The sequence below is a fragment of the Pseudomonas sp. Pseusp88 genome (assembly GCF_047303955.1).
GTDB lineage: Bacteria > Pseudomonadota > Gammaproteobacteria > Pseudomonadales > Pseudomonadaceae > Aquipseudomonas.
The window spans coordinates 1-19,291 of the sequence record NZ_JBGLYM010000001.1 but is presented as its reverse complement, the minus strand read 5'-3'; the positions used below and the strand labels follow the sequence as shown (position 1 = coordinate 19,291).

The 19,291-nt window shown below is 60.7% G+C and carries 16 protein-coding genes; 13 read left to right on the top strand and 3 right to left on the bottom strand.

The window, feature by feature from the left end; genetic code table 11:
• Positions 1 to 135 precede the first annotated feature (135 nt).
• Positions 136 to 1,023, bottom strand: coding sequence for a 3-keto-5-aminohexanoate cleavage protein (locus ACCD02_RS00080; RefSeq protein WP_259101643.1), 888 nt, complete (start codon positions 1,021 to 1,023; stop codon positions 136 to 138).
• 195 nt (positions 1,024 to 1,218) lie between these two features.
• Here ACCD02_RS00080 and ACCD02_RS00075 point away from each other — a divergent pair, with 195 nt between their 5' ends.
• The 5 genes from ACCD02_RS00075 (at position 1,219) to ACCD02_RS00055 (ending at position 7,777) form a co-directional block, all read left to right on the top strand.
• Positions 1,219 to 2,172 (top strand): GlxA family transcriptional regulator, encoded by a 954-nt coding sequence (locus ACCD02_RS00075; protein WP_413297891.1) that lies wholly within the window; start codon positions 1,219 to 1,221, stop codon positions 2,170 to 2,172.
• Positions 2,173 to 2,433: 261 nt separating this feature from the next.
• On the top strand, positions 2,434 to 3,081 hold the full coding sequence (locus ACCD02_RS00070; RefSeq protein ID WP_413298308.1) for a response regulator transcription factor: 648 nt from the start codon (positions 2,434 to 2,436) through the stop codon (positions 3,079 to 3,081).
• On the top strand, positions 3,078 to 4,427 hold the full coding sequence (locus ACCD02_RS00065; RefSeq protein ID WP_413297889.1) for a histidine kinase sensor domain-containing protein: 1,350 nt from the start codon (positions 3,078 to 3,080) through the stop codon (positions 4,425 to 4,427). The genes ACCD02_RS00070 and ACCD02_RS00065 overlap by 4 nt, the downstream gene beginning before the upstream one ends.
• Before the next feature lie 99 nt (positions 4,428 to 4,526).
• Entirely contained in the window at positions 4,527 to 6,767 is a 2,241-nt protein-coding gene (locus tag ACCD02_RS00060; protein WP_413297888.1) for a TonB-dependent siderophore receptor, read from the top strand.
• A gap of 98 nt (positions 6,768 to 6,865) precedes the next feature.
• A complete protein-coding gene (locus tag ACCD02_RS00055) occupies positions 6,866 to 7,777 on the top strand; it encodes an alpha/beta hydrolase (protein ID WP_413297887.1) in 912 nt (303 codons plus the stop codon).
• A 164-nt stretch (positions 7,778 to 7,941) separates the two neighbouring features.
• On the opposite strand, the gene ACCD02_RS00050 is transcribed toward ACCD02_RS00055, so the two are convergent.
• Positions 7,942 to 8,358, bottom strand: coding sequence for a DUF3010 family protein (locus ACCD02_RS00050; RefSeq protein ID WP_413297886.1), 417 nt, complete (start codon positions 8,356 to 8,358; stop codon positions 7,942 to 7,944).
• A 58-nt stretch (positions 8,359 to 8,416) separates the two neighbouring features.
• Complete coding sequence (locus tag ACCD02_RS00045) at positions 8,417 to 8,818, bottom strand: lysozyme inhibitor LprI family protein (protein WP_413297885.1); 402 nt, start codon at positions 8,816 to 8,818, stop codon at positions 8,417 to 8,419.
• A 229-nt stretch (positions 8,819 to 9,047) separates the two neighbouring features.
• Between ACCD02_RS00045 and ACCD02_RS00040 the strand changes: the two genes are divergently transcribed.
• The 8 genes from ACCD02_RS00040 (at position 9,048) to ACCD02_RS00005 (ending at position 18,563) form a co-directional block, all read left to right on the top strand.
• Positions 9,048 to 10,025: a dipeptidase gene (locus ACCD02_RS00040; RefSeq protein ID WP_259101650.1), complete on the top strand. Its 978-nt coding sequence runs from the start codon at positions 9,048 to 9,050 to the stop codon at positions 10,023 to 10,025.
• Between the two features lie 78 nt (positions 10,026 to 10,103).
• Positions 10,104 to 10,634: a DUF5943 domain-containing protein gene (locus ACCD02_RS00035; RefSeq protein ID WP_413297883.1), complete on the top strand. Its 531-nt coding sequence runs from the start codon at positions 10,104 to 10,106 to the stop codon at positions 10,632 to 10,634.
• Positions 10,635 to 10,649: 15 nt separating this feature from the next.
• Positions 10,650 to 12,710: a dimethylglycine demethylation protein DgcA gene (dgcA, locus tag ACCD02_RS00030; protein WP_413297882.1), complete on the top strand. Its 2,061-nt coding sequence runs from the start codon at positions 10,650 to 10,652 to the stop codon at positions 12,708 to 12,710.
• A gap of 106 nt (positions 12,711 to 12,816) precedes the next feature.
• A complete protein-coding gene (gene dgcB / locus ACCD02_RS00025) occupies positions 12,817 to 14,763 on the top strand; it encodes a dimethylglycine demethylation protein DgcB (RefSeq protein WP_413297881.1) in 1,947 nt (648 codons plus the stop codon).
• Entirely contained in the window at positions 14,763 to 15,983 is a 1,221-nt protein-coding gene (locus tag ACCD02_RS00020) for an electron transfer flavoprotein subunit alpha/FixB family protein (protein ID WP_413297880.1), read from the top strand. Before dgcB ends, ACCD02_RS00020 begins: the two co-directional genes overlap by 1 nt.
• Positions 15,973 to 16,779, top strand: a complete 807-nt coding sequence (locus ACCD02_RS00015) for an electron transfer flavoprotein subunit beta (RefSeq protein ID WP_413298307.1) — start codon at positions 15,973 to 15,975, stop codon at positions 16,777 to 16,779. Before ACCD02_RS00020 ends, ACCD02_RS00015 begins: the two co-directional genes overlap by 11 nt.
• 227 nt (positions 16,780 to 17,006) lie before the next feature.
• A complete protein-coding gene (locus ACCD02_RS00010) occupies positions 17,007 to 17,573 on the top strand; it encodes an N-acetyltransferase family protein (RefSeq protein ID WP_413297878.1) in 567 nt (188 codons plus the stop codon).
• An 81-nt stretch (positions 17,574 to 17,654) separates the two neighbouring features.
• Entirely contained in the window at positions 17,655 to 18,563 is a 909-nt protein-coding gene (locus ACCD02_RS00005; RefSeq protein ID WP_413297876.1) for an RHS repeat-associated core domain-containing protein, read from the top strand.
• Positions 18,564 to 19,291: the final 728 nt, after the last annotated feature.

Below are 19,291 nucleotides of genomic sequence, written 5' to 3'. Positions count from 1 at the left end.
CACAGGAATAATGTGGGACCGGCTTTAGCCGGGAGGACGTCTTTGAAGCTGGCGCCGCCTTCCCGGCTAAAGCCGGTCCCACAAAATATCCTTCCAGTTCAGCTGGCTATGTGTGTTTGACGAGAGCGTTCGTGATCACCCGCGCTTGGTCAGGCCCATCTTCACGCGGCCTTCGGCCGGGGTCATGACCCGGGCGCCCATGCGGCTGAGGATTTCGCTGGCGCGTTCGACCAAGGCGCCATTGCTGGCAAGCACGCCTTTATCCAGCCAGATGTTGTCTTCCAGGCCGACCCGCACGTTGCCGCCCAGCAGCACCGCTTGCGCTGCCATCGGCATCTGCATGCGCCCGATGCCGAAACCGGCCCAGACCACGTCGGCCGGCAGGTTGTCGACCATGGCCTTCATGGTAGTGGTATCCGCCGGAGCGCCCCACGGGATGCCCAGGCATAGCTGGAACAGCGGGTTGTCGAGCAGGCCTTCTTTCATCATTTGCTTGGCGAACCACAGGTGACCGGTGTCGAAAATCTCCAGCTCCGCTTTCACGCCCAGTTCCTGGATGCGCTTGGCGCCCGCCCGCAGTTGCGCCGGGGTCGATACATAAATGGTGTCGCCGTCACCGAAGTTGAGGGTGCCGCAGTCCAGGGTACAGATTTCCGGCAGCAGGGCCTCGACGTGGGCCAGACGCGCCAACGGGCCAACCAGATCAGTGTTGGGTCCGAAGTCGGTAGGGCGCTCGCCCGGGCCGATCTCCAGGTCGCCACCCATGCCGGCGGTCAGGTTGACGATCATGTCTACGCCGGAATCGCGGATGCGGTCCATGACTTCGCGGTACAGCTCGACATCGCGGCTGAACTTGCCGGTTTCCGGGTCACGCACGTGGCAATGCACCACGGTGGCGCCGGCGTTGGCGGCTTCTACGGCGGCAGCGGCGATTTGTTTGGGGGTGATCGGGACCAGATGGCTCTTCCCGGTCGTGTCGCCAGCACCGGTCAGTGCGCAGGTGATGATGACGTCATGGTTCATGGGTTCGGTTCCTTGCAGGCTAGGCGTGACTTGTTTTGATGGTGCAAAACTACGCAGCCCCAGGCCTTGGAAAACGCACAGCGGCGACCAGCTCTTGCACAGCAGCGACCTGCTCTCTTGCCGGGATCGAGGAACCAGCGTATCTGTCTGTTTACGCTGCCCCTGCGGCCACTTTTAACCCAGCCGAGAATGCACATGTCCCAGGATTTCTACTTTCTGCTCATGCCCGGTTTCTCGGTGATGGGGTTCGTTTCGGCGGTCGAGCCGCTGCGGGTGGCCAATCGTTTTGGCGGTGAGCTGTATCGCTGGCATGTGCTCAGCGCCGATGGCGGCGCGGTGATTGCCAGCAACGGCATGTCGGTCAACGCCGATGCGGCACTGGAGCCGCTTAAAAAGGGCGCATCCCTTTGGGTGGTGGCCGGTTTCGAGCCGCTGAAGTTCTACACGCCGGCCCTGGAACACTGGCTGCGTCGCCTCGACAACGAAGGTGTGACCTTGGGCGCCATCGACTCCGGCAGCTTCGTCCTGGCCCAGGCGGGCTTGCTGGATAACTACCGGCTGACCATGCATTGGGAAGCCATCGACGCCTTCAAGGAAACCTGGCCACGGCTGCAAGTGACCCAGGAGCTTTTCGAAATCGACCGCCGCCGCATCACCTCGGCAGGCGGTACAGCGTCCATCGACATGATGCTCGACCTGATCGGTCAGACCCACGGCCCGGAACTGGCGATCAAAGTCTCCGAACAGTTTGTGCTTGGCCGCATCCGCCCACGCAAGGACCACCAGCGCATGCAGGTCGCGACGCGCTATGGCATCAGCAACAAGAAGCTGGTGCAGGTGATCGGCGAAATGGAACAACATACCGAGCCGCCGCTGAGCACCCTGGAACTGGCCGAAGGCATCCAGGTGACCCGCCGTCAGCTGGAGCGCCTGTTTCGTCTGCATCTGAACGACACACCGAGCAACTTCTACCTCGGCCTGCGCCTGGAAAAGGCCCGGCAGTTATTGCGCCAGAGCGATATGAGTGTGCTGGAAGTGAGCATTGCCTGCGGGTTTGAGTCGCCGTCGTATTTCACCCGCAGCTACAAGGCACGGTTTGCCCAGTGTCCGCGGGAGGATCGGCGCTCCGCCGGGGCGCTGTCGCGCTAATCCAGCCAGGATTTGCAGGTGTGGGAGCGGATTTATCCGCGAAGGGGGCGGCCCATCCGGGCATTTTCATCGGCTGACACACCGCCTTGGCGGATGAATTCGCTCCCACATGAAATGTCTTTCTGCCACTACTTGATTGCCAGCAAATACGGGCAATGAGATACTCATGCAACTGTGAATGTATCTCAATTAAGCTCCGCCCAAGCCACCTCCGCCCATTTCCTGCTGATCGAGGACGATGCGCAGCTGCGTGTGCCGTTGATGAACCATCTGCAACGCAGGGGCTTTCAGGTCACCGCTTGCGAGCGCGGCGATACTGGCCTGGCCCTGGCTGAATCACAGCGCTTCGACCTGGTCCTGCTCGACATCATGCTGCCTGGCCTGGATGGCCTTGGGTTACTGGCCAGGCTGCGGGAGCAGCAGGGCATACCGGTCATCCTGATGTCGGCCCTTGGTGCCGAGCAAGACCGTATCACCGGGTTCACTCAAGGCGCTGATGATTATTTGCCCAAGCCCTTCAGCCTTGCCGAACTGGATGCGCGCATTGGTGCGTTGCTGCGTCGGGTGGCGCTGGATCGGCGTAATACCCCCATTGCGGTACCGGTCACCAGTGGCCCACTGAGTTTTGACCAGGTGCAGCAGGACGTTTTCAGTGCCGCGGGCAAGGCCGGGCTGACGCCCTCGGAATACCGGCTGCTGGAAACCTTTCAGGAACATGCCGGCCAGCCTTTGAGCAAGGTCTTCCTTTATCAGCATGTGCTGCACCGCAATTACACCCGCCTTGACCGTGGCCTGGATGTGCACGTGTGCAACGTACGACGCAAGCTGGCGGCGATCGACGTGCATGAACTGCAGATCCAGGCCGTGCGCAATCAGGGCTACGTGCTGGTGTGGGCGTCGCGGGGATGATTCGTCGGCGACATTCGTTGCTATGGAAGCTGGCGCTATTGCAGGTGTGCTTCTGTCTGGTGCTGGTCTGGACCGTGTGGATCTGGGGTCAGAAGGTCGAGCGCAGCACCTACTTTCTGGAAATGCCAGACCGGGCCATGCTCGAGGGCTATGCGGCCCAGGCCGAGGACATCGCGCAACAGGGCGATCCCCGGGCGGTCGATCGTTGGCGCGAGCAGATGATACAGCGGGAACAGACCTGGTTTGTTGTCCTGGATGCGCGTCTGCAAAGTCTGGGTACTGAGCGACTGACCGCCGAGGAAGCCAGCCACCTGACCTACATGCGCAAGCTTGACTGGCCCATGAGCCGCCGTCTGCAGGACCAGTTGCCTTATGTCAGCATCGAATTCCCGCGCCATCCGGACAGCGGGCGTCTGGTGCTGCAACTGCCCGAGCGTTTGCTGCCCAGCGGCCTGACGCCCTGGACCCATGTGCTGTCCCATGGCGTAGTGCCGGCCTTGCTGGCGTTGATGCTGGGGCTGGTGCTGTATCGGCATCTGGTGGTGCCTTTGGCCGACCTGCGTGAGCGCGCCAATGCCCTGCGCGCCGACGATCTGGAAAGCGGCTTGGGCAGCCACGTTGCGCTGCGTCATGACGAACTGGGCGAGCTGGCCCAGGCCTTCGATCACATGGCGTCGCGTCTGCGCCAGAGCCTGGATCAACAACGGCAGATGCTTCGCGCCTTGTCCCACGAGATGCGCACGCCGTTGGCGCGCCTGCGCATTGCCAGTGAAAGCAATCTGCCCACCGAGCAATTGCAGCAGCGCCTGGAGCGGGAAATCGATGATATGCAGCGCCTGGCCGACGATAGCCTGGACCTGGCCTGGCTCGACACCGAGCGCCCGCAGTTGCCCGGCGAGGACGTACTGGTGCTATCGGTCTGGGAAGCGCTCTGTGCCGATGCCTGCTTTGAAAGCGGCTGGGCGCCATCGCGGCTGATCTGCGAATTGGGCACCGAATGCGTGGTGCATATGCACCTGGACAGCCTCGCTCAGGCCCTGGAAAACCTGCTGCGCAATGCGATCCGCCATTCTCCGCAAGGCGGGGTGATTCGTTTGCGTGGTGAGCGTCAGGGTGATCACTGGCTGATCAGCCTGCAAGACCAGGGGCCGGGCGTGGCTGAGGTGGATCTGCTACCGATGTTCGAACCCTTCAGACGGCTGGACGGTGCCTGTGGCAAAGGCTTCGGGCTGGGCCTGAGCATCGCGCGCAAGGCTATCGAGTTGCAGGGCGGGCGTTTGTGGGCGAGTCGGCTTGAGCGGGGCCTGAGCATGAACCTTCGTTTGCCGGCGGCGGCAAATGTTTAGAAAGTTAATGCGCTTTACTCTCAATTAGCAGTCATTATCATTCGTGATCTTCTTTGCCTGCTGCGCTCCGCCGCAGTCCGATGTTCCTGGAGATCACTGATGTCTGTGCGCCTGTCACCCCTGCCGTTGTCCACTCTGCTGTTGTCAGGATGCTGTCTGTTGCCCTTCGCTGTGCGGGCGCAGGACTTGCCGGCTCCTGCGGCCATGGAACTGCCCACCCAGACCGTGCTGGCAACAGCCGAAGAGGAGGTCAAGCAGGCTCCCGGCGTATCGATCATCACCGCCGAGGACATCAAGAAGCACCCGCCGGCCAATGACCTGTCGCAGATCATCCGCACCATGCCGGGCGTCAACCTGACCGGCAACTCCAGCAGCGGCCAGCGCGGCAACGGTCGGCAGATCGATATTCGTGGCATGGGCCCGGAAAACACCCTGATCCTGGTCGACGGCAAGCCGGTGGGCAGCCGCAATTCGGTGCGCTACGGCTGGCGCGGTGAGCGGGACAGCCGCGGCGACAGCAACTGGGTGCCGGCCGATCAGGTCGAGCGCATCGAAGTGCTGCGCGGCCCGGCGGCGGCCCGCTATGGCAACGGCGCGGCGGGTGGCGTGGTGAACATCATCACCAAGCAGCCGGGCAAGGAAACCCACGGTTCGGCGACGGTCTATAGCTCGTTCGCCCAGCATGGCGAGGAGGGCACGACCCAGCGTATGAACTTCGGTCTCAATGGCCCGCTGACCGATAACCTGAGCTATCGCGTCTACGGCAATGTCGCCAAGACCGACTCCGACGATGCCGATATCAACCAGGGCCACGAATCCCTGCGTACTGGCAATCAGGTCGGCACCCTGCCAGCCGGTCGCGAAGGCGTGCGCAACAAGGATCTCAACGGCCTGCTGAGCTGGAAACTGTCGCCCGAGCAGACCCTAGACCTGGAAGCCGGCTACAGCCGCCAGGGCAATATCTATACCGGTGACACCCAGAACACCAATACCAACGCCACGGTCAATAACCTGCTGGGCCATGAAACCAACCGTCTGTATCGCCAGACCTTCTCCGTGACCCACCGTGGCGACTGGGATTTCGGCACCAGCCTGGCGTACCTGCAATACGAGAAAACCCGCAATACCCGGATCAACGAAGGCCTGGCCGGTGGCACCGAGGGCATTTTCTCCAACAGCGATTTCTACACCACGACCCTGGATGACCTGACCGCCCATGGCGAGGTGAGTCTGCCGCTGCATCTGGGCGTCGATCAGATGCTGACACTGGGCACTGAGTGGGTCGAACAGAAGCTTGACGACCCCAGTTCCAACACCCAGACCACCACGGCAGGCGGCACGGTGGCCGGGCTGACCAGCGCCAATCGCAGCACCAACGCCTCGTCGCGGATTGCCTCGCTGTTCGTCGAAGACAATATCGAACTGCTGCCGGGCACCAAGCTGACACCCGGCCTGCGTTTCGATCATCACGACATCGTCGGCGATAACTGGAGCCCATCGCTCAATCTGTCGCAAGTGCTGACCGATACCCTCACCCTCAAGGCCGGGATCGCCAAGGCTTACAAAGCGCCGAATCTGTATCAGCTCAACCCCAACTATCTGCTCTACAGCAACGGCCAGGGCTGCTACGGCCAGACCACCAGTTGCTACCTGCAAGGCAATGCCGATCTCAAGGCCGAGAACAGCATCAACAAGGAACTGGGCATCGAGTACAAGGAGAACGGCTGGCTAGCCGGGCTGACTTACTTCCGCAACGACTACAAGAACAAGATCGAGTCGGGCCTGACCCCGGTCGGCACCGCAGTGGGCGGCACCGGCAGTACGGCCCGGGCGAGTATCTTTCAGTGGGAAAACGTGCCCAAGGCCCTGGTCGAAGGGCTTGAAGGTACGCTTAAGGTGCCCCTGGCCGACGGCCTGGAGCTGAACAATAACTTCACCTACATGTTGCAATCGAAAAACAAGGAAACCGGCGACGTGCTCTCGGTGACGCCTAAATACACCTTGAACTCGATGCTCGACTGGCAGACCACCGATGCCCTGTCCCTGCGTCTAAGCGTGGCCTGGCACGGCAAGCAGACGCCGAAGAAGTACGACTACCACGGCGCCCGCGTCACCGGCACGGCCAACAACCAGCTGTCGCCTTATGCGCTGACCGGCATCAGCGGCACCTACGCCATCAACAAGAACCTGAGCCTGGCTGCCGGTATCGACAACCTGTTCGACAAACGCCTGTACCGAGAAGGCAACGCCCAGGGCGTGACCAATATCGAAGGGGCTGGCGCGGCCACCTATAACGAGTCAGGGCGGACCTTGTACACCAGCCTGACCGCGTCCTTCTAAGACCATCGCCTTCCCGTAGGAGCGGCTTTAGCCCCGAGGGTGCTCTCCCGGCTGAAGCCGGTCCTACGGAGGCTGCGGATCAAATACCGAGACCCTGTATGAAGACCTCTCTGCGCTACGCCGTGTTGTTCGGCCTGGCTCTCTGCGCCGCTGTTGCGACGACACAGGCCAAGCCTCCCGCCGATGAAAAAATGAACGGGCAGATTCTGCAGCGCCAGGACCTGCCCTATCGCTTCGAGCAACAGGCCCTGGGCTCAGCCGACGGCCAGCGTCATTACCGACTCTGGATCGCTGTGCCAAGGCGCCTGGCTCCGGCGGGCGGCTATCCGGTCGCTTATCTGCTCGATGGCAATGCAGCCATTGGTGCCCTCGATGCCGACCTGCTGCAACAGCTGGACAAGGGCAATCCGCCGTTGTTGGTGGCGATCGGCACTGACACACCGCTGCGCATCGACCGTAGCGCCCGTACCCTTGATTACACCCCCAGGCGTGAGGTGCCGGTCCAGCAGGATCCGTTGACCGATGAGCCCAGCGGTGGCGCCGATGCTTTCCTCGACCTGTTGCAGCAGCGCATCAAACCGTTGATCGAGGCTCACTACGCCATCAACCGCCAGCAACAGACGCTATGGGGGCATTCCTACGGCGGCCTGCTGGTCTTGCATGCGTTGTTGAGCCGTCCGGGAGATTTCCACAACTACGCCGCCGCCAGCCCGTCGTTCTGGTGGGGCGACGGGGCGATACTGGATGAGCAAAAGGGCTTCGAGGAACGCCTCAAGGGCCAGGCGCTGAATCTGTTACTGATGCGCGGTGATCAGGAGCCAGTGGTGCCGCCACCGGCCAGCGTGAATCGCGTGAGCCAGAACACCGCGGCGCAATTCAGCGAAGCACTGGCGCGCAACGCCAGCCTCAAGGTCCGCTACCAACTGTTCCCCGGCCTGAGCCACGGGCCGATGTTGCCGCAATCGTTGAGCTACACCTTGCAATGGGTGGCGGCACAACCTGTGCGCTAACTATGCACGGACCGTTTTTACTTAGCCTATACACAACTCACTGTGGGAGCGAATTCATTCGCGAAAGCAGCCGCCCCTGCGACAGAGATGTATCGATTGTCCGGGCCTTTTCGCGGATGAATCCGCTCCCACGAAACCTGTATTTGGCCCCAATCTGCAGAGTGTTATTTCTTCATCAACCCCGCACACGCCGCCTTGAACGCTTCATGCTGATATTTGTTCAGCGAAGCGGGCAGGGCGAAGTCGTGTTTCTTGTTTTGCGCGTTGATGGTCTGGGGCGACAGCAGGGTCACGTCACAATCCGTCAGCAGTTGAAAAACGGTCTCGATCTTGAACGTGGTCGGGCCGCCGGCGAACTCGCCTTTCTTGCTGCGTTTCTTGATGACGATATGGCTGATGCCGTTTTCCCTTACGAAACTGGCGATCTGCTGGGCGAAGGCCTTGACGTTGGCGGATTCGTCATCGTCCTCCAGGCCGATTTTCTTGATCGCCAGGGGCAGGTGGCCGACGCCGTCCTGTTGACGGGTGGCCAGGGCGAAGATGGCTTCACTGCCTTTGATTTCTATACCGCAAATGATCATGGGAGAGCCTTGGACGCTATCTGAATGCATAAGCGTCTCAGGGTAGCTCATTGTGCGATCATTCCTGTAACACCGACTCCAGATACTCCGAGCGCTCATCGCTGGTATGGGCGATGCAGTCGTTCATGGCGATGTTGTAGGCCAGGCTACCTGCGGCTGAAGGGAACACCTCGACCGCGCAATCGGCATCACGCTGCTTTTCCCAGGCCTGCTGGCCAGTCTTGAGCTTGCTGATCAGGTCGTTGGCCTGGCTCTTGTTGGCGCCGAACTGGGTATTCACGCGCTCCTGCAGGTTCTTGAAATTTTCCTTGAGCAGTTCCTCGGCGGTATACCGACTGTATTTCGAACATTCCAGGGTCTGCTTGTCCTCTTCGACGCCGTCGCAAGGGTTGCGGTCCGGGTCCTGCGCCGCATGGGCAGCAGTCGTGAAAAGAGCCAAGGCCAGGAAAATCGTTTTCATTAGGTCGCTCCGATCCATTAGATGCGTCGAATTCTGGCTCAAGCGCGGGCCAAAGAACAGTTTTGCAAGATGTAACGTAACCGCGTCCTGTCGCCCATTGTCGTTTCTTGACGCTTTCGGCAAACCCCCTGTCGTTTTTGCACCCGGCTCGCCTGACCCTCGGGCTTATGCTGGCCCCAATAGCGCCGACAGCCGATTCGGCGCATAGCACCTATAAGGGGACAGCCTGATGAGCCCAGCCGAATTGCACGCCGACAGCATCGTTATCGACGGTCTGATCATTGCCAAGTGGAACCGTGAGCTGTTCGAGGACATGCGCAAGGGCGGCTTGACCATGGCCAACTGCACCGTCTCCGTCTGGGAAGGTTTCCAGGCCACGGTCAACAGTATTGCCTCCAGCCAGAAGCTGATTCGCGAGAACAGCGACCTGGTCATGCAGGTGCGTACCACCGCCGACATCCGCAAGGCCAAGGAGCTGGGCAAGACTGGCATCCTGTTCGGTTTCCAGAATGCCCACGCTTATGAAGACCAGATCGGCTACGTTGAAGTCTTCAAGCAACTGGGCGTGGGCATCGTGCAGATGTGCTACAACACCCAGAACCTGGTCGGCACAGGTTGCTACGAGCGTGATGGCGGCCTGTCGGGCTTCGGTCGCGAAATTGTCGCCGAAATGAACCGTGTCGGCGTGATGTGCGATCTGTCCCACGTCGGCTCCAAGACCTCCGAGGAAGTCATCCTCGAATCGAAGAAGCCGGTGACCTACTCTCACTGCCTGCCTTCGGGTCTGAAAGAACACCCCCGCAACAAATCCGATGCCGAACTCAAGTTCATCGCTGACCACGGTGGCTTCGTCGGCGTGACCATGTTCGCGCCGTTCCTGGCCAAGGGCATTGACTCCACCATCGACGACTACGCCGAAGCGATCGAGTACGTGATGAACATCGTTGGTGAAGACGCCATCGGTATCGGCACCGACTTCACCCAGGGCCATGGCCAGGACTTCTTTGAGTACCTGACCCACGACAAGGGCTATGCCCGTCGTTTGACCAGCTTCGGCAAGATCATCAACCCGCTGGGTATCCGTACCGTCGGCGAGTTCCCGAACCTGACCGAAACCCTGCTCAAACGCGGCCACCCGGAACGCGTGGTGCGCAAGATCATGGGCGAAAACTGGGTACGCATCCTGGCCGACGTCTGGGGCGAATAAGCCTCGTCGATTATTGAATTTCTCCCTCTCCCGTTTGCGGAGAGGGCATCAAACCGAATTTTCTGGAGTTAAGTTTCCATGGCCAAGATCGCCCCGCAATTGCCAATCGAAGTCGACAGCGAAACCGGTGTCTGGACTTCCGACGCCCTGCCGATGCTGTATGTGCCACGCCATTTCTTCGTCAACAACCACATGGGTATCGAAGAAGTCCTGGGCGCTGACGCGTACGCCGAAATCCTCTACAAGGCCGGCTACAAGTCCGCCTGGCACTGGTGCGAGAAAGAAGCCGAATGCCACGGCCTGGAAGGCGTTGCGGTGTTCGAGCACTACATGAAGCGTCTGTCGCAGCGCGGCTGGGGTCTGTTCAAGATCCAGGACATCGACCTGGACAAGGGCACCTGCAGCGTCAAGCTGGAACACTCGGCGTTTGTCTACGTGTACGGCAAGGTCGGTCGCAAGGTCGACTACATGTTCACCGGCTGGTTCGCCGGTGCCATGGATCAGATCCTCGCCGCTCGCGGCAGCTCGATCCGTACCGTTGCCGAACAAGTCTACGGTGGCTCTGAAGAAGGCCACGACGACGGCCTGTTCACCGTCAAGCCGTTGTAAGTCGAGGTTTCCGTCATGGCTTTCGAAGCAATGTTCCAGCCGATCCAGATCGGCAAGCTCACTATCCGCAACCGCGTCCTCAGTACCGCGCACGCCGAGGTCTATGCCACTGATGGCGGCATGACCACCGACCGTTATGTGAAGTACTACGAGGAGAAAGCCAAGGGCGGCATCGGTCTGGCCATTTGTGGCGGTTCTTCCAGCGTGGCGATCGACAGCCCGCAAGGCTGGTGGAAGTCCGTCAACCTGGCGACCGACAAGATCATTCCGCACTTCCAGAATCTGGCCGACGCCATGCACAAGCATGGCGCCAAGATCATGATTCAGATTACCCACATGGGCCGTCGCTCGCGTTGGGACGGTGATCACTGGCCGACCCTGATGTCGCCCTCGGGCATCCGTGAGCCGGTACACCGTGCGACCTGCAAGACCATCGAGCCGGAAGAAATCTGGCGCGTGATCGGCAACTACGCCAGCGCTGCGGCACGGGCCAAGGCCGGTGGCCTGGACGGCGTCGAGCTGTCGGCTGTACACCAGCACATGATCGACCAGTTCTGGAGCCCGCGGGTCAACAAGCGTACCGACGAATGGGGCGGCAGCTTCGAGAACCGCATGCGTTTCGGTCTGGAAGTGATCAAGGCTGTGCGCAAGGAGGTCGGTCCTGACTTCTGCGTTGGCCTGCGTATCTGTGGTGACGAGTTCCACCCGGATGGTCTCAGCCATGACGACATGAAAGAGATCGCCAAGTATTACGACCAGACCGGCATGATCGACTTCATCGGTGTGGTCGGCTCGGGTTGCGACACCCACAACACCCTGGCCAACGTTATCCCGAACATGAGCTACCCGCCGGAGCCGTTCCTGCACCTTGCGGCCGGCATCAAGGAAGTGGTCAAGGCTCCGGTCCTGCACGCGCAGAACATCAAGGACCCGAACCAGGCGACCCGTATTCTGGAAGGCGGCTATGTGGACATGGTCGGCATGACCCGCGCCCACATCGCCGATCCGCACCTGATCGCCAAGATCAAGATGGGCCAGGTCGACCAGATCAAGCAGTGCGTCGGCGCCAACTATTGCATCGACCGTCAGTATCAGGGCCTGGATGTGCTGTGCATCCAGAACGCCGCGACCTCCCGCGAATACATGGGCGTGCCGCACATCATCGAGAAATCCACCGGGCCCAAACGCAAGGTGGTGGTAGTCGGTGCCGGTCCTGCCGGGATGGAAGCCGCGCGGGTATCCGCCGAGCGCGGTCACGACGTGACCCTGTTCGAGAAGAAAGAATTCATCGGTGGCCAGATCACCACGGCGTCGAAAGCGCCGCAGCGTGACCAGATCGCCGGTATTACCCGTTGGTTCCAGCTGGAACTGGCGCGCCTGAAGGTCGATCTGCGTCTGGGTGTGGCTGCCGATGCGGCAACCATCCTCGACCTGCGTCCGGATATCGTCGTCCTGGCGGTGGGCGGTCATCCGTTCATCGAGCAGAACGAGCACTGGGGCGCGGCCGAAGGTTTGGTGGTCAGCAGCTGGGACATCCTCGACGGCAAGGTGGTACCGGGCAAGAACGTGCTGGTGTACGACACCATCTGTGAATTCACCGGTATGTCTGCCGCCGACTTCATCGCCGACAAGGGCAGCCAGGTCGAGATCGTCACCGACGATATCAAGCCGGGTGTGGCCATGGGCGGTACGTCGTTCCCGACTTACTACCGCAGCATGTACCCGAAAGAAATCATCATGACCGGCGACATGATGCTGGAGAAGGTCTATCGCGAAGGCGAGAAGCTGGTCGCGGTGCTGGAGAACGAATACACCGGTGCCAAGGAAGAGCGTGTGGTCGATCAGATCGTCATCGAGAACGGTGTGCGCCCTGACGAAGAAATCTACTACGCCCTGAAGGAAGGCTCGCGCAACAAAGGCCAGATCGACATCGACGCCCTGTTCGCCATCCAGCCGCAACCTTCGCTGAGCCAACCGGGTGACGGCTACCTGCTGTTCCGTATCGGTGACTGCGTGGCACAGCGCAATACCCATGCGGCGATCTATGACGGCCTTCGTCTCTGCAAGGATTTCTGACGGCAGCTGCAAGCCGCAAGCTTCAAGCCGCAAGTAAAAGCATCGCGATCGGCGCTGCCCTTTCTTGCAGCTTGAGGCTTGTAGCTTGCATCTTGAGGACACCTCGATGCTAAACACCCTTCTTCCCATCCTGTTGTTCGCTGCCTTGGGCCTGGGTGTCCTCGGCGCGCTGCGACGGGTCGCCATGTGGCGCCGGGGTCGTGCCTCCAAGGTCGATCTGCTCGGTGGCCTGCTGGCCATGCCCAAACGCTACATGGTCGATCTGCACCATGTGGTCGCCCGGGACAAATACATTGCCAATACCCACGTCGCAACAGCGGGCGGGGCGGTGGCGTCGATCATTCTGGCGTTGCTGGTCCACGGTTTCGGCCTGCATAACCGCATCCTCGGTTACGCCCTGCTGTTGATGACGGCGGTGATGTTCGTCGGCGCGATCTTTGTTTATCGCCGCCGCCTGAACCCGCCAAGCCGTCTCTCCAAAGGGCCATGGATGCGCCTGCCGAAAAGCCTGATGGCGTTTTCGCTGAGCTTCTTCCTGATCACCCTGCCGGTGGCGGGCATCCTGCCGGAAGACTTCGGCGGCTGGGTGCTGGCGGCGATTCTGGCGGTCGGTGTGCTGTGGGGCGTGTCCGAATTGTTCTTCGGCATGACCTGGGGCGGGCCGATGAAACACGCCTTCGCCGGTGCCCTGCACCTGGCCTGGCACCGTCGCGCCGAACGCTTTGGCGGCGGTCGCTCCACTGGCCTCAAGCCTCTGGACCTGACTGACCCGCAAGCGCCCCTGGGCGTGGAAAAACCCAAGGATTTCACCTGGAACCAACTGCTGGGCTTCGACGCCTGCGTGCAGTGCGGTAAATGCGAGGCCGCGTGCCCGGCATTTGCGGCTGGCCAGCCGTTGAATCCGAAAAAACTCATTCAGGACATGGTCGTCGGCCTGGCCGGTGGTACTGACGCCAAGTTCGCCGGCAGCCCCTACCCTGGCAAAGCCATTGGAGAACACGGCGGCAACCCGCATCAGCCGATCGTCAACGGTCTGGTCGATGCCGAGACCCTGTGGTCCTGCACCACTTGCCGTGCCTGCGTGGAAGAGTGCCCGATGATGATCGAGCACGTTGACGCCATCGTCGACATGCGCCGCCACCTCACCCTGGAAAAGGGCGCGACGCCGAACAAGGGCGCCGAAGTCCTCGACAACCTGATCGCCACCGACAACCCTGGCGGTTTTGCACCGGGCGGGCGGATGAACTGGGCGGCGGACCTCAACCTGAGCCTGCTCAGCGAGAAGAAGACCGTCGACGTACTGTTCTGGGTCGGCGACGGCGCCTTCGACATGCGCAACCAGCGTACCCTGCGTGCCTTCGTCAAAGTGCTGAAAGCGGCCAACGTCGACTTCGCCGTACTGGGCCTGGAAGAGCGCGACAGCGGCGACGTTGCCCGTCGTCTCGGCGATGAGGCGACCTTCCAGGTTCTGGCCAAGCGCAATATCCAGACCCTGAACAAATACAGCTTCAAGCGCATCGTCACCTGCGATCCGCACAGCTTCCATGTGCTGAAAAACGAATACGGCGCCTTTGGCGGCAACTATCTGGTTCAGCACCACAGCACCTACATGAACGAGCTGATCGGCGGTGGCGCACTGAACCTGGGCCAGCACAAAGGCTCCAGCGTGACCTATCACGATCCATGCTACCTGGGCCGCTACAACGGTGAGTATGAAGCGCCGCGTGAAGTGCTGCGTGCCCTGGGTATCGAGGTCAAGGAAATGCAACGCTCCGGTTTCCGTTCCCGCTGCTGCGGTGGCGGTGGCGGCGCGCCGATTACCGATATTCCCGGCAAGCAGCGGATTCCCGACATGCGTATGGACGACATCCGCGAGACTGGTGCTGAACTGGTGGCCGTAGGTTGTCCACAGTGCACGGCGATGCTTGAAGGCGTGGTCGAACCACGGCCGATGATCAAGGATATCGCCGAGCTGGTGGCCGACGCGCTGCTCGAAGACGCTCCGGCGGCCAAGTCGACGCCAGCCAAGCGTGAACCTGCGGAGGTGCACTGATGAGCGACATTATTCGCCGCGATCCTCGCGCTGAGTGGATCGCCCGCAACCGCCTGCACCCGCTGCATGCGGCCATGCAACCGACCCAGGCCAGCTGGATGGGCCCTAACGGCCTGATGCGCAAGAACGTCCATGGCGTCGGCTTTATCGGCCCTAACGGCATCAAGCGCATCGACCGCAGCGGCGCGCAGCAGGGCGGCACAGTCAAACGTACCGCGTCTGCCGAAGTGCAATTGCCGCTGCATCAGGTCGCTGAGCCTGCTTTCTATATCAGTGTCGTACCGGACATGGTCGGCGGCCGCCTGAGCAGCCACGACCGCGACCTCCTCGGTCTGGCCCACAGCCTGGCAGGCAAGGACGGCGCAGTACTGGCCGTGGTCTTTGGCGAGCACAAGGAAAACGCCTTCGCTACAGCGGGCGTGGACCGCCTGCTGGTGATGGAAGGCAGCGAGTTTGCCGGTTATTCACCGGAGCAGCGCGTGCAAGGGCTGCGGGCTGTGGATAACCAGTTCAACCCGCGCCACTGGTTGCTGCCGGACAGCCGCAGCGGGGGTGGCGAGTTGGGTCGCCGTTTCGCCGCCAGCCTGGGCGAGCGCCCGGCTACACGGGTCTGGCAGGTCAAGGATGAGCAATGCATCGGTCGGGCCGGCGCGGGTCGTGAAGACCTGGCGCGGCCATTGGCACGCCTGATCCTGGCTGCCGCCGAGTGCGCCGAGCCGGTCAGCGAAACCCGTCACCAAGCCTTGCCCGTAGAGTTATCCACAAGCGTGGCGCGCAGCCTGCCGCGTATCGAAGACCTCGGTGCCGTGGCCGTGGACCCGGGCGCCATTCCCATGGCCGAAGCCGAGTTCATTTTCTCTGGCGGCAACGGCGTCAAGGATTGGGACCTGTTTCACCGTACTGCAGCGGCCCTCGGCGCGACCGAAGGAGCCTCGCGGGTGGCTGTGGACGATGGCTTCATGACCCGTGATCGTCAGGTCGGCGCGTCCGGCACCTGGGTCACCGCACGGGTTTATGTGGCTGTGGGTATCTCCGGCGCGATCCAGCATTTGCAGGGCATCGGCGCCTGCGACAAGGTCGTGGCGATCAACCTGGATGCCGGTTGCGACATGATCAAACGGGCAGACCTGTCGGTGATCGGCGAAAGCGCCGAAATCCTCAAGGCCCTGATCGTCGCCGTCGAGGCGTACCGCAATGAGGCAAAACGTGATGCGGCCTGATCAAGCGAGTTCACCTGTGGATAACAATGCAGTGCATATCATCAGCCTGGTCTCCATCGGCGCCCACCCGACCTCGGGGCGGCCACGCCGTGCCGAGCAGGACGCCCGTGGCGTTGAACTGGGCCTGCAACTGGCAGGGAAAAACCTGCATGTGCTGCATGCCGGCAACGTCGCAGAGCCGGCCCTGCGCGCCTATCTGGGCATGGGGCTGGACGAGTTGCATGTGCTGGAGCAGCCAGAAGGCGCCGATGCGCTGCCAGCCCTGGCGGACTACATTCGCGACTCCAATGTGCAGATGGTCCTCAGCGGTAGCCAGGCGGAAACCGGCGAAGGCTCGGGCATGCTGCCGTTCCTGCTGGCCGAGAAGCTCGGCTGGCCGCTGGTGGTGGGCCTGGCCGAAGTCGAATCCCTGGACAATGGCGTGGCCCTGGTCCTGCAAGCCTTGCCACGGGGCCAGCGACGTCGCCTGAAAGTGCGGCTGCCCTTCATGGCCACTGTGGATAACGCTGCACCCAAAGCGCGGCAAAGCGCCTACGGCCCGGCCCAGCGCGGTGTGCTGGGGGCCGAGGAAGTTGAAGTGGTGATCGACGAGTTACTCACAGGCAACGCCCTGCAACCGGCCAAACCACGGCCCAAGCGCCTGAAAGTGATCAAGGCCAAGAGCGGCGCCGACCGGATGAAGGCCGCGACCGCCAAGGCCAGCGGCGGCGGTGGCCAGGTGCTCAAGGGTGTCAGCCCGGAAGAGGGCGCTGCGGCGATTCTCAAGCTGTTGGTGGAAGAGGGTGTGGTGCGCTGATACAACGTTGCAAAGACTGTGAATTGGAAGGGATTGTGGGAGCGAATTCATTCGCGAAGACGCCAGTACATTCGACGCCCTTGCTGCGACGGATATAAAGTCTTCGCGAATGAATTCGCTCCCACAGAGTTCGGCCCCCATAAATTCGTTCAAATCCTTTCAGCATAGCGTGGCGCCCTGATTTTCATGCGATCAGAGGCGCCGCCATTTTTTCTGGAGCCCCATAAATGCCCGTCGTTTTCCGCCCTGCCATAGCCAATGACGCCCGTGAAATCGCCCGTCTGTTCCAGGTCACCTCCGAAGGCGCTTCCGATTACATCTGGAGCCAACTGGCCGAGCCGGGCCAGGACCTGCTGGACGTAGGCGCGATTCGCTACGCCCGTGAAGGCGTGGACTTCTCCTACCAGAACTGCCTGATAGCCGAAGCCGAAGGCCAGGTGATCGGCATGATGCACAGCTATGCGATGCGCCATGATCCGGCGGCCACGCCGAGTTCCGACCCGGTGCTGGCGCCTTACAACGACATGGAAGTGCCTGACACTCTCTACATCTCCAGCCTGGCCCTGCACGAGGGTTGGCGCAGCAAGGGCCTGGGCGTGCAATTCCTCGACCGCGCACAGCAGCGTGCCGACGCGCTGAAGCTCAATGGCCTGAGCCTGATCGACTACGCCGAAAACACCGGCGCACGGCGCTTCTATGAGCGACACGGCTTCAAAATCGTCAAGACCTGCCAGATCTATCCCCATCCGATGATTCGGGTGACGGGTGAGGCTTATCTTATGTATAAGGCTTGACCTAGCAATTCTGCTAGTTATGCAGATTGGCCCGATTGAGTAGAGTTATGCACAGGCCTCCTCGTTTCCTGGGTGAAGAGCATGTGCGCAACTACAACACTGTTGGCTACGGATAGTCGCAATACGCCATTGGCAGCCGTTGACCCTGTGGGGAGCAACCTACTGGCCTATACGCCCTATGGTGCACAAAGCGCCGTCAAACCTGTACATAACCAACTGGGTTTCAATGGCCAGCTGCGTGAACGGCCTACCGGCTGGTATCACCTGGGCAATGGGCATCGGGTCTATAACCCTGTGCTGATGCGCTTTCACACGCCCGATACGCTCAGTCCGTTCGGCAAGGGCGGTTTGAATGCCTATGCCTATTGCGTGGGGGATCCGGTCAATCTTGTGGACCCTACGGGGCAGATGCCTGAGTGGCTACAGTCTGTCTTGACGATTACCCTCCACACACTTGTGATTGCGGCTACCGGACTCGCTGCGATGAAGTCTCCTCCGACAGGTATTGCCTTGTACGCCGCTCGTATGTCGATGATTGGCTCACCAATGGCTATAACAGGCGCTGCAATGCAGCTTGCAGGTGTCAAGGAAGGTCGTTACCTGAGTGCATTAGGGACTGGTATTTCCGCCGTTGGTGGGGCGATGAGGGCGTACCAGGGAGGGTGGGAGTTCGCAACCGACCCAGAGTTGCGCGGCAAAGCGATGGCGAATCTACGCCAGTTTTTTGGTATATCCGCCAAGCCGATGCGCGTCCCGGGGCCGCCGCCGCACACCGGGGTTCCTCTCAGAGCTTCTATTACAAGCAGGACCCGTGAAGCAAACATCCAGGGCTATCTGGCTGCCGTTGCAAACTCAACGAAAAAAAACCAACAGAATCAGGCATGGTTAGCGGCTCACTCAAAAATCCAACGAACGAAGGATTCGATTCACGCTTACGGTCTGGATGGTGAATCGATCCTCATTCCTCTGGGCATGGCTATTAGGAGGTAATGAATCTGCTTGTAATTGAAATACCGTCAGTCTTCTTATGCACATTCTCTGTTGGCGCTGCTGTGGATAACATGTTCGCTGAGCCCTGGAGGCCATGTATTCTCTACCTCGCAGGCGCTTGATTAAATATTGATCAGCCTATCCCACGGTTTTTGAGGGCTTTTTCTCCACAGCCGAACCTGCTGCTCCGCCATTATTGCCCACAATCTCTGTGCGCGGTCATGTGGATAACTTGTTCACTATCCTCTGTAAGGGCCGTATTACGTGGTCTGTATGGGGTTGGTTGAATAGTGATCAGTTTGCTCGTTTCTAATCAAATTCTCCTCCTTTCAGGTGTTCCTGAAAGGGTTATTCACTTTCCCACAGCAAAATTCACCAATTGCCAGGGTTGTGCACATTCTCTGTTGGCGCTTCTGTGGATAAGGTGTTTGCCATCCCCTAAAGGCCTTATAGAACGTGGCTTGTGTGGATGTGATCAATAAATGATCAGCGTTGCCGGGATTATGACTATCTGAATAAGTCACGGTTTTTCTTGGTTTTTTACACAGGCGCAGACCGACTTCCCCACATTTACTGTGGGCCTGTCTGTGGATAAGTTGTTCGTGAAGTGCGCAGAGGGGCGGCGGGGTTGGTGTGGCGGCGTGTTGGTTGTTTTTTGATCAGTGTATGAATCCTGTGGGACCGGGGTTAAACCGGGGGGACCCCAAACCCCGGGAAGCCCGGGCCCC

Coding starts and splice junctions, on each gene's coding strand:
- ACCD02_RS00080 (WP_259101643.1), bottom strand. CDS start 1,023: ATGAACCATGACGTCATCATCACCTGCGCACTGACCGGTGCTGGCGAC.
- ACCD02_RS00075 (WP_413297891.1), top strand. CDS start 1,219: ATGTCCCAGGATTTCTACTTTCTGCTCATGCCCGGTTTCTCGGTGATG.
- ACCD02_RS00070 (WP_413298308.1), top strand. CDS start 2,434: ATGAACCATCTGCAACGCAGGGGCTTTCAGGTCACCGCTTGCGAGCGC.
- ACCD02_RS00065 (WP_413297889.1), top strand. CDS start 3,078: ATGATTCGTCGGCGACATTCGTTGCTATGGAAGCTGGCGCTATTGCAG.
- ACCD02_RS00060 (WP_413297888.1), top strand. CDS start 4,527: ATGTCTGTGCGCCTGTCACCCCTGCCGTTGTCCACTCTGCTGTTGTCA.
- ACCD02_RS00055 (WP_413297887.1), top strand. CDS start 6,866: ATGAAGACCTCTCTGCGCTACGCCGTGTTGTTCGGCCTGGCTCTCTGC.
- ACCD02_RS00050 (WP_413297886.1), bottom strand. CDS start 8,358: ATGATCATTTGCGGTATAGAAATCAAAGGCAGTGAAGCCATCTTCGCC.
- ACCD02_RS00045 (WP_413297885.1), bottom strand. CDS start 8,818: ATGAAAACGATTTTCCTGGCCTTGGCTCTTTTCACGACTGCTGCCCAT.
- ACCD02_RS00040 (WP_259101650.1), top strand. CDS start 9,048: ATGAGCCCAGCCGAATTGCACGCCGACAGCATCGTTATCGACGGTCTG.
- ACCD02_RS00035 (WP_413297883.1), top strand. CDS start 10,104: ATGGCCAAGATCGCCCCGCAATTGCCAATCGAAGTCGACAGCGAAACC.
- dgcA (WP_413297882.1), top strand. CDS start 10,650: ATGGCTTTCGAAGCAATGTTCCAGCCGATCCAGATCGGCAAGCTCACT.
- dgcB (WP_413297881.1), top strand. CDS start 12,817: ATGCTAAACACCCTTCTTCCCATCCTGTTGTTCGCTGCCTTGGGCCTG.
- ACCD02_RS00020 (WP_413297880.1), top strand. CDS start 14,763: ATGAGCGACATTATTCGCCGCGATCCTCGCGCTGAGTGGATCGCCCGC.
- ACCD02_RS00015 (WP_413298307.1), top strand. CDS start 15,973: ATGCGGCCTGATCAAGCGAGTTCACCTGTGGATAACAATGCAGTGCAT.
- ACCD02_RS00010 (WP_413297878.1), top strand. CDS start 17,007: ATGCCCGTCGTTTTCCGCCCTGCCATAGCCAATGACGCCCGTGAAATC.
- ACCD02_RS00005 (WP_413297876.1), top strand. CDS start 17,655: ATGTGCGCAACTACAACACTGTTGGCTACGGATAGTCGCAATACGCCA.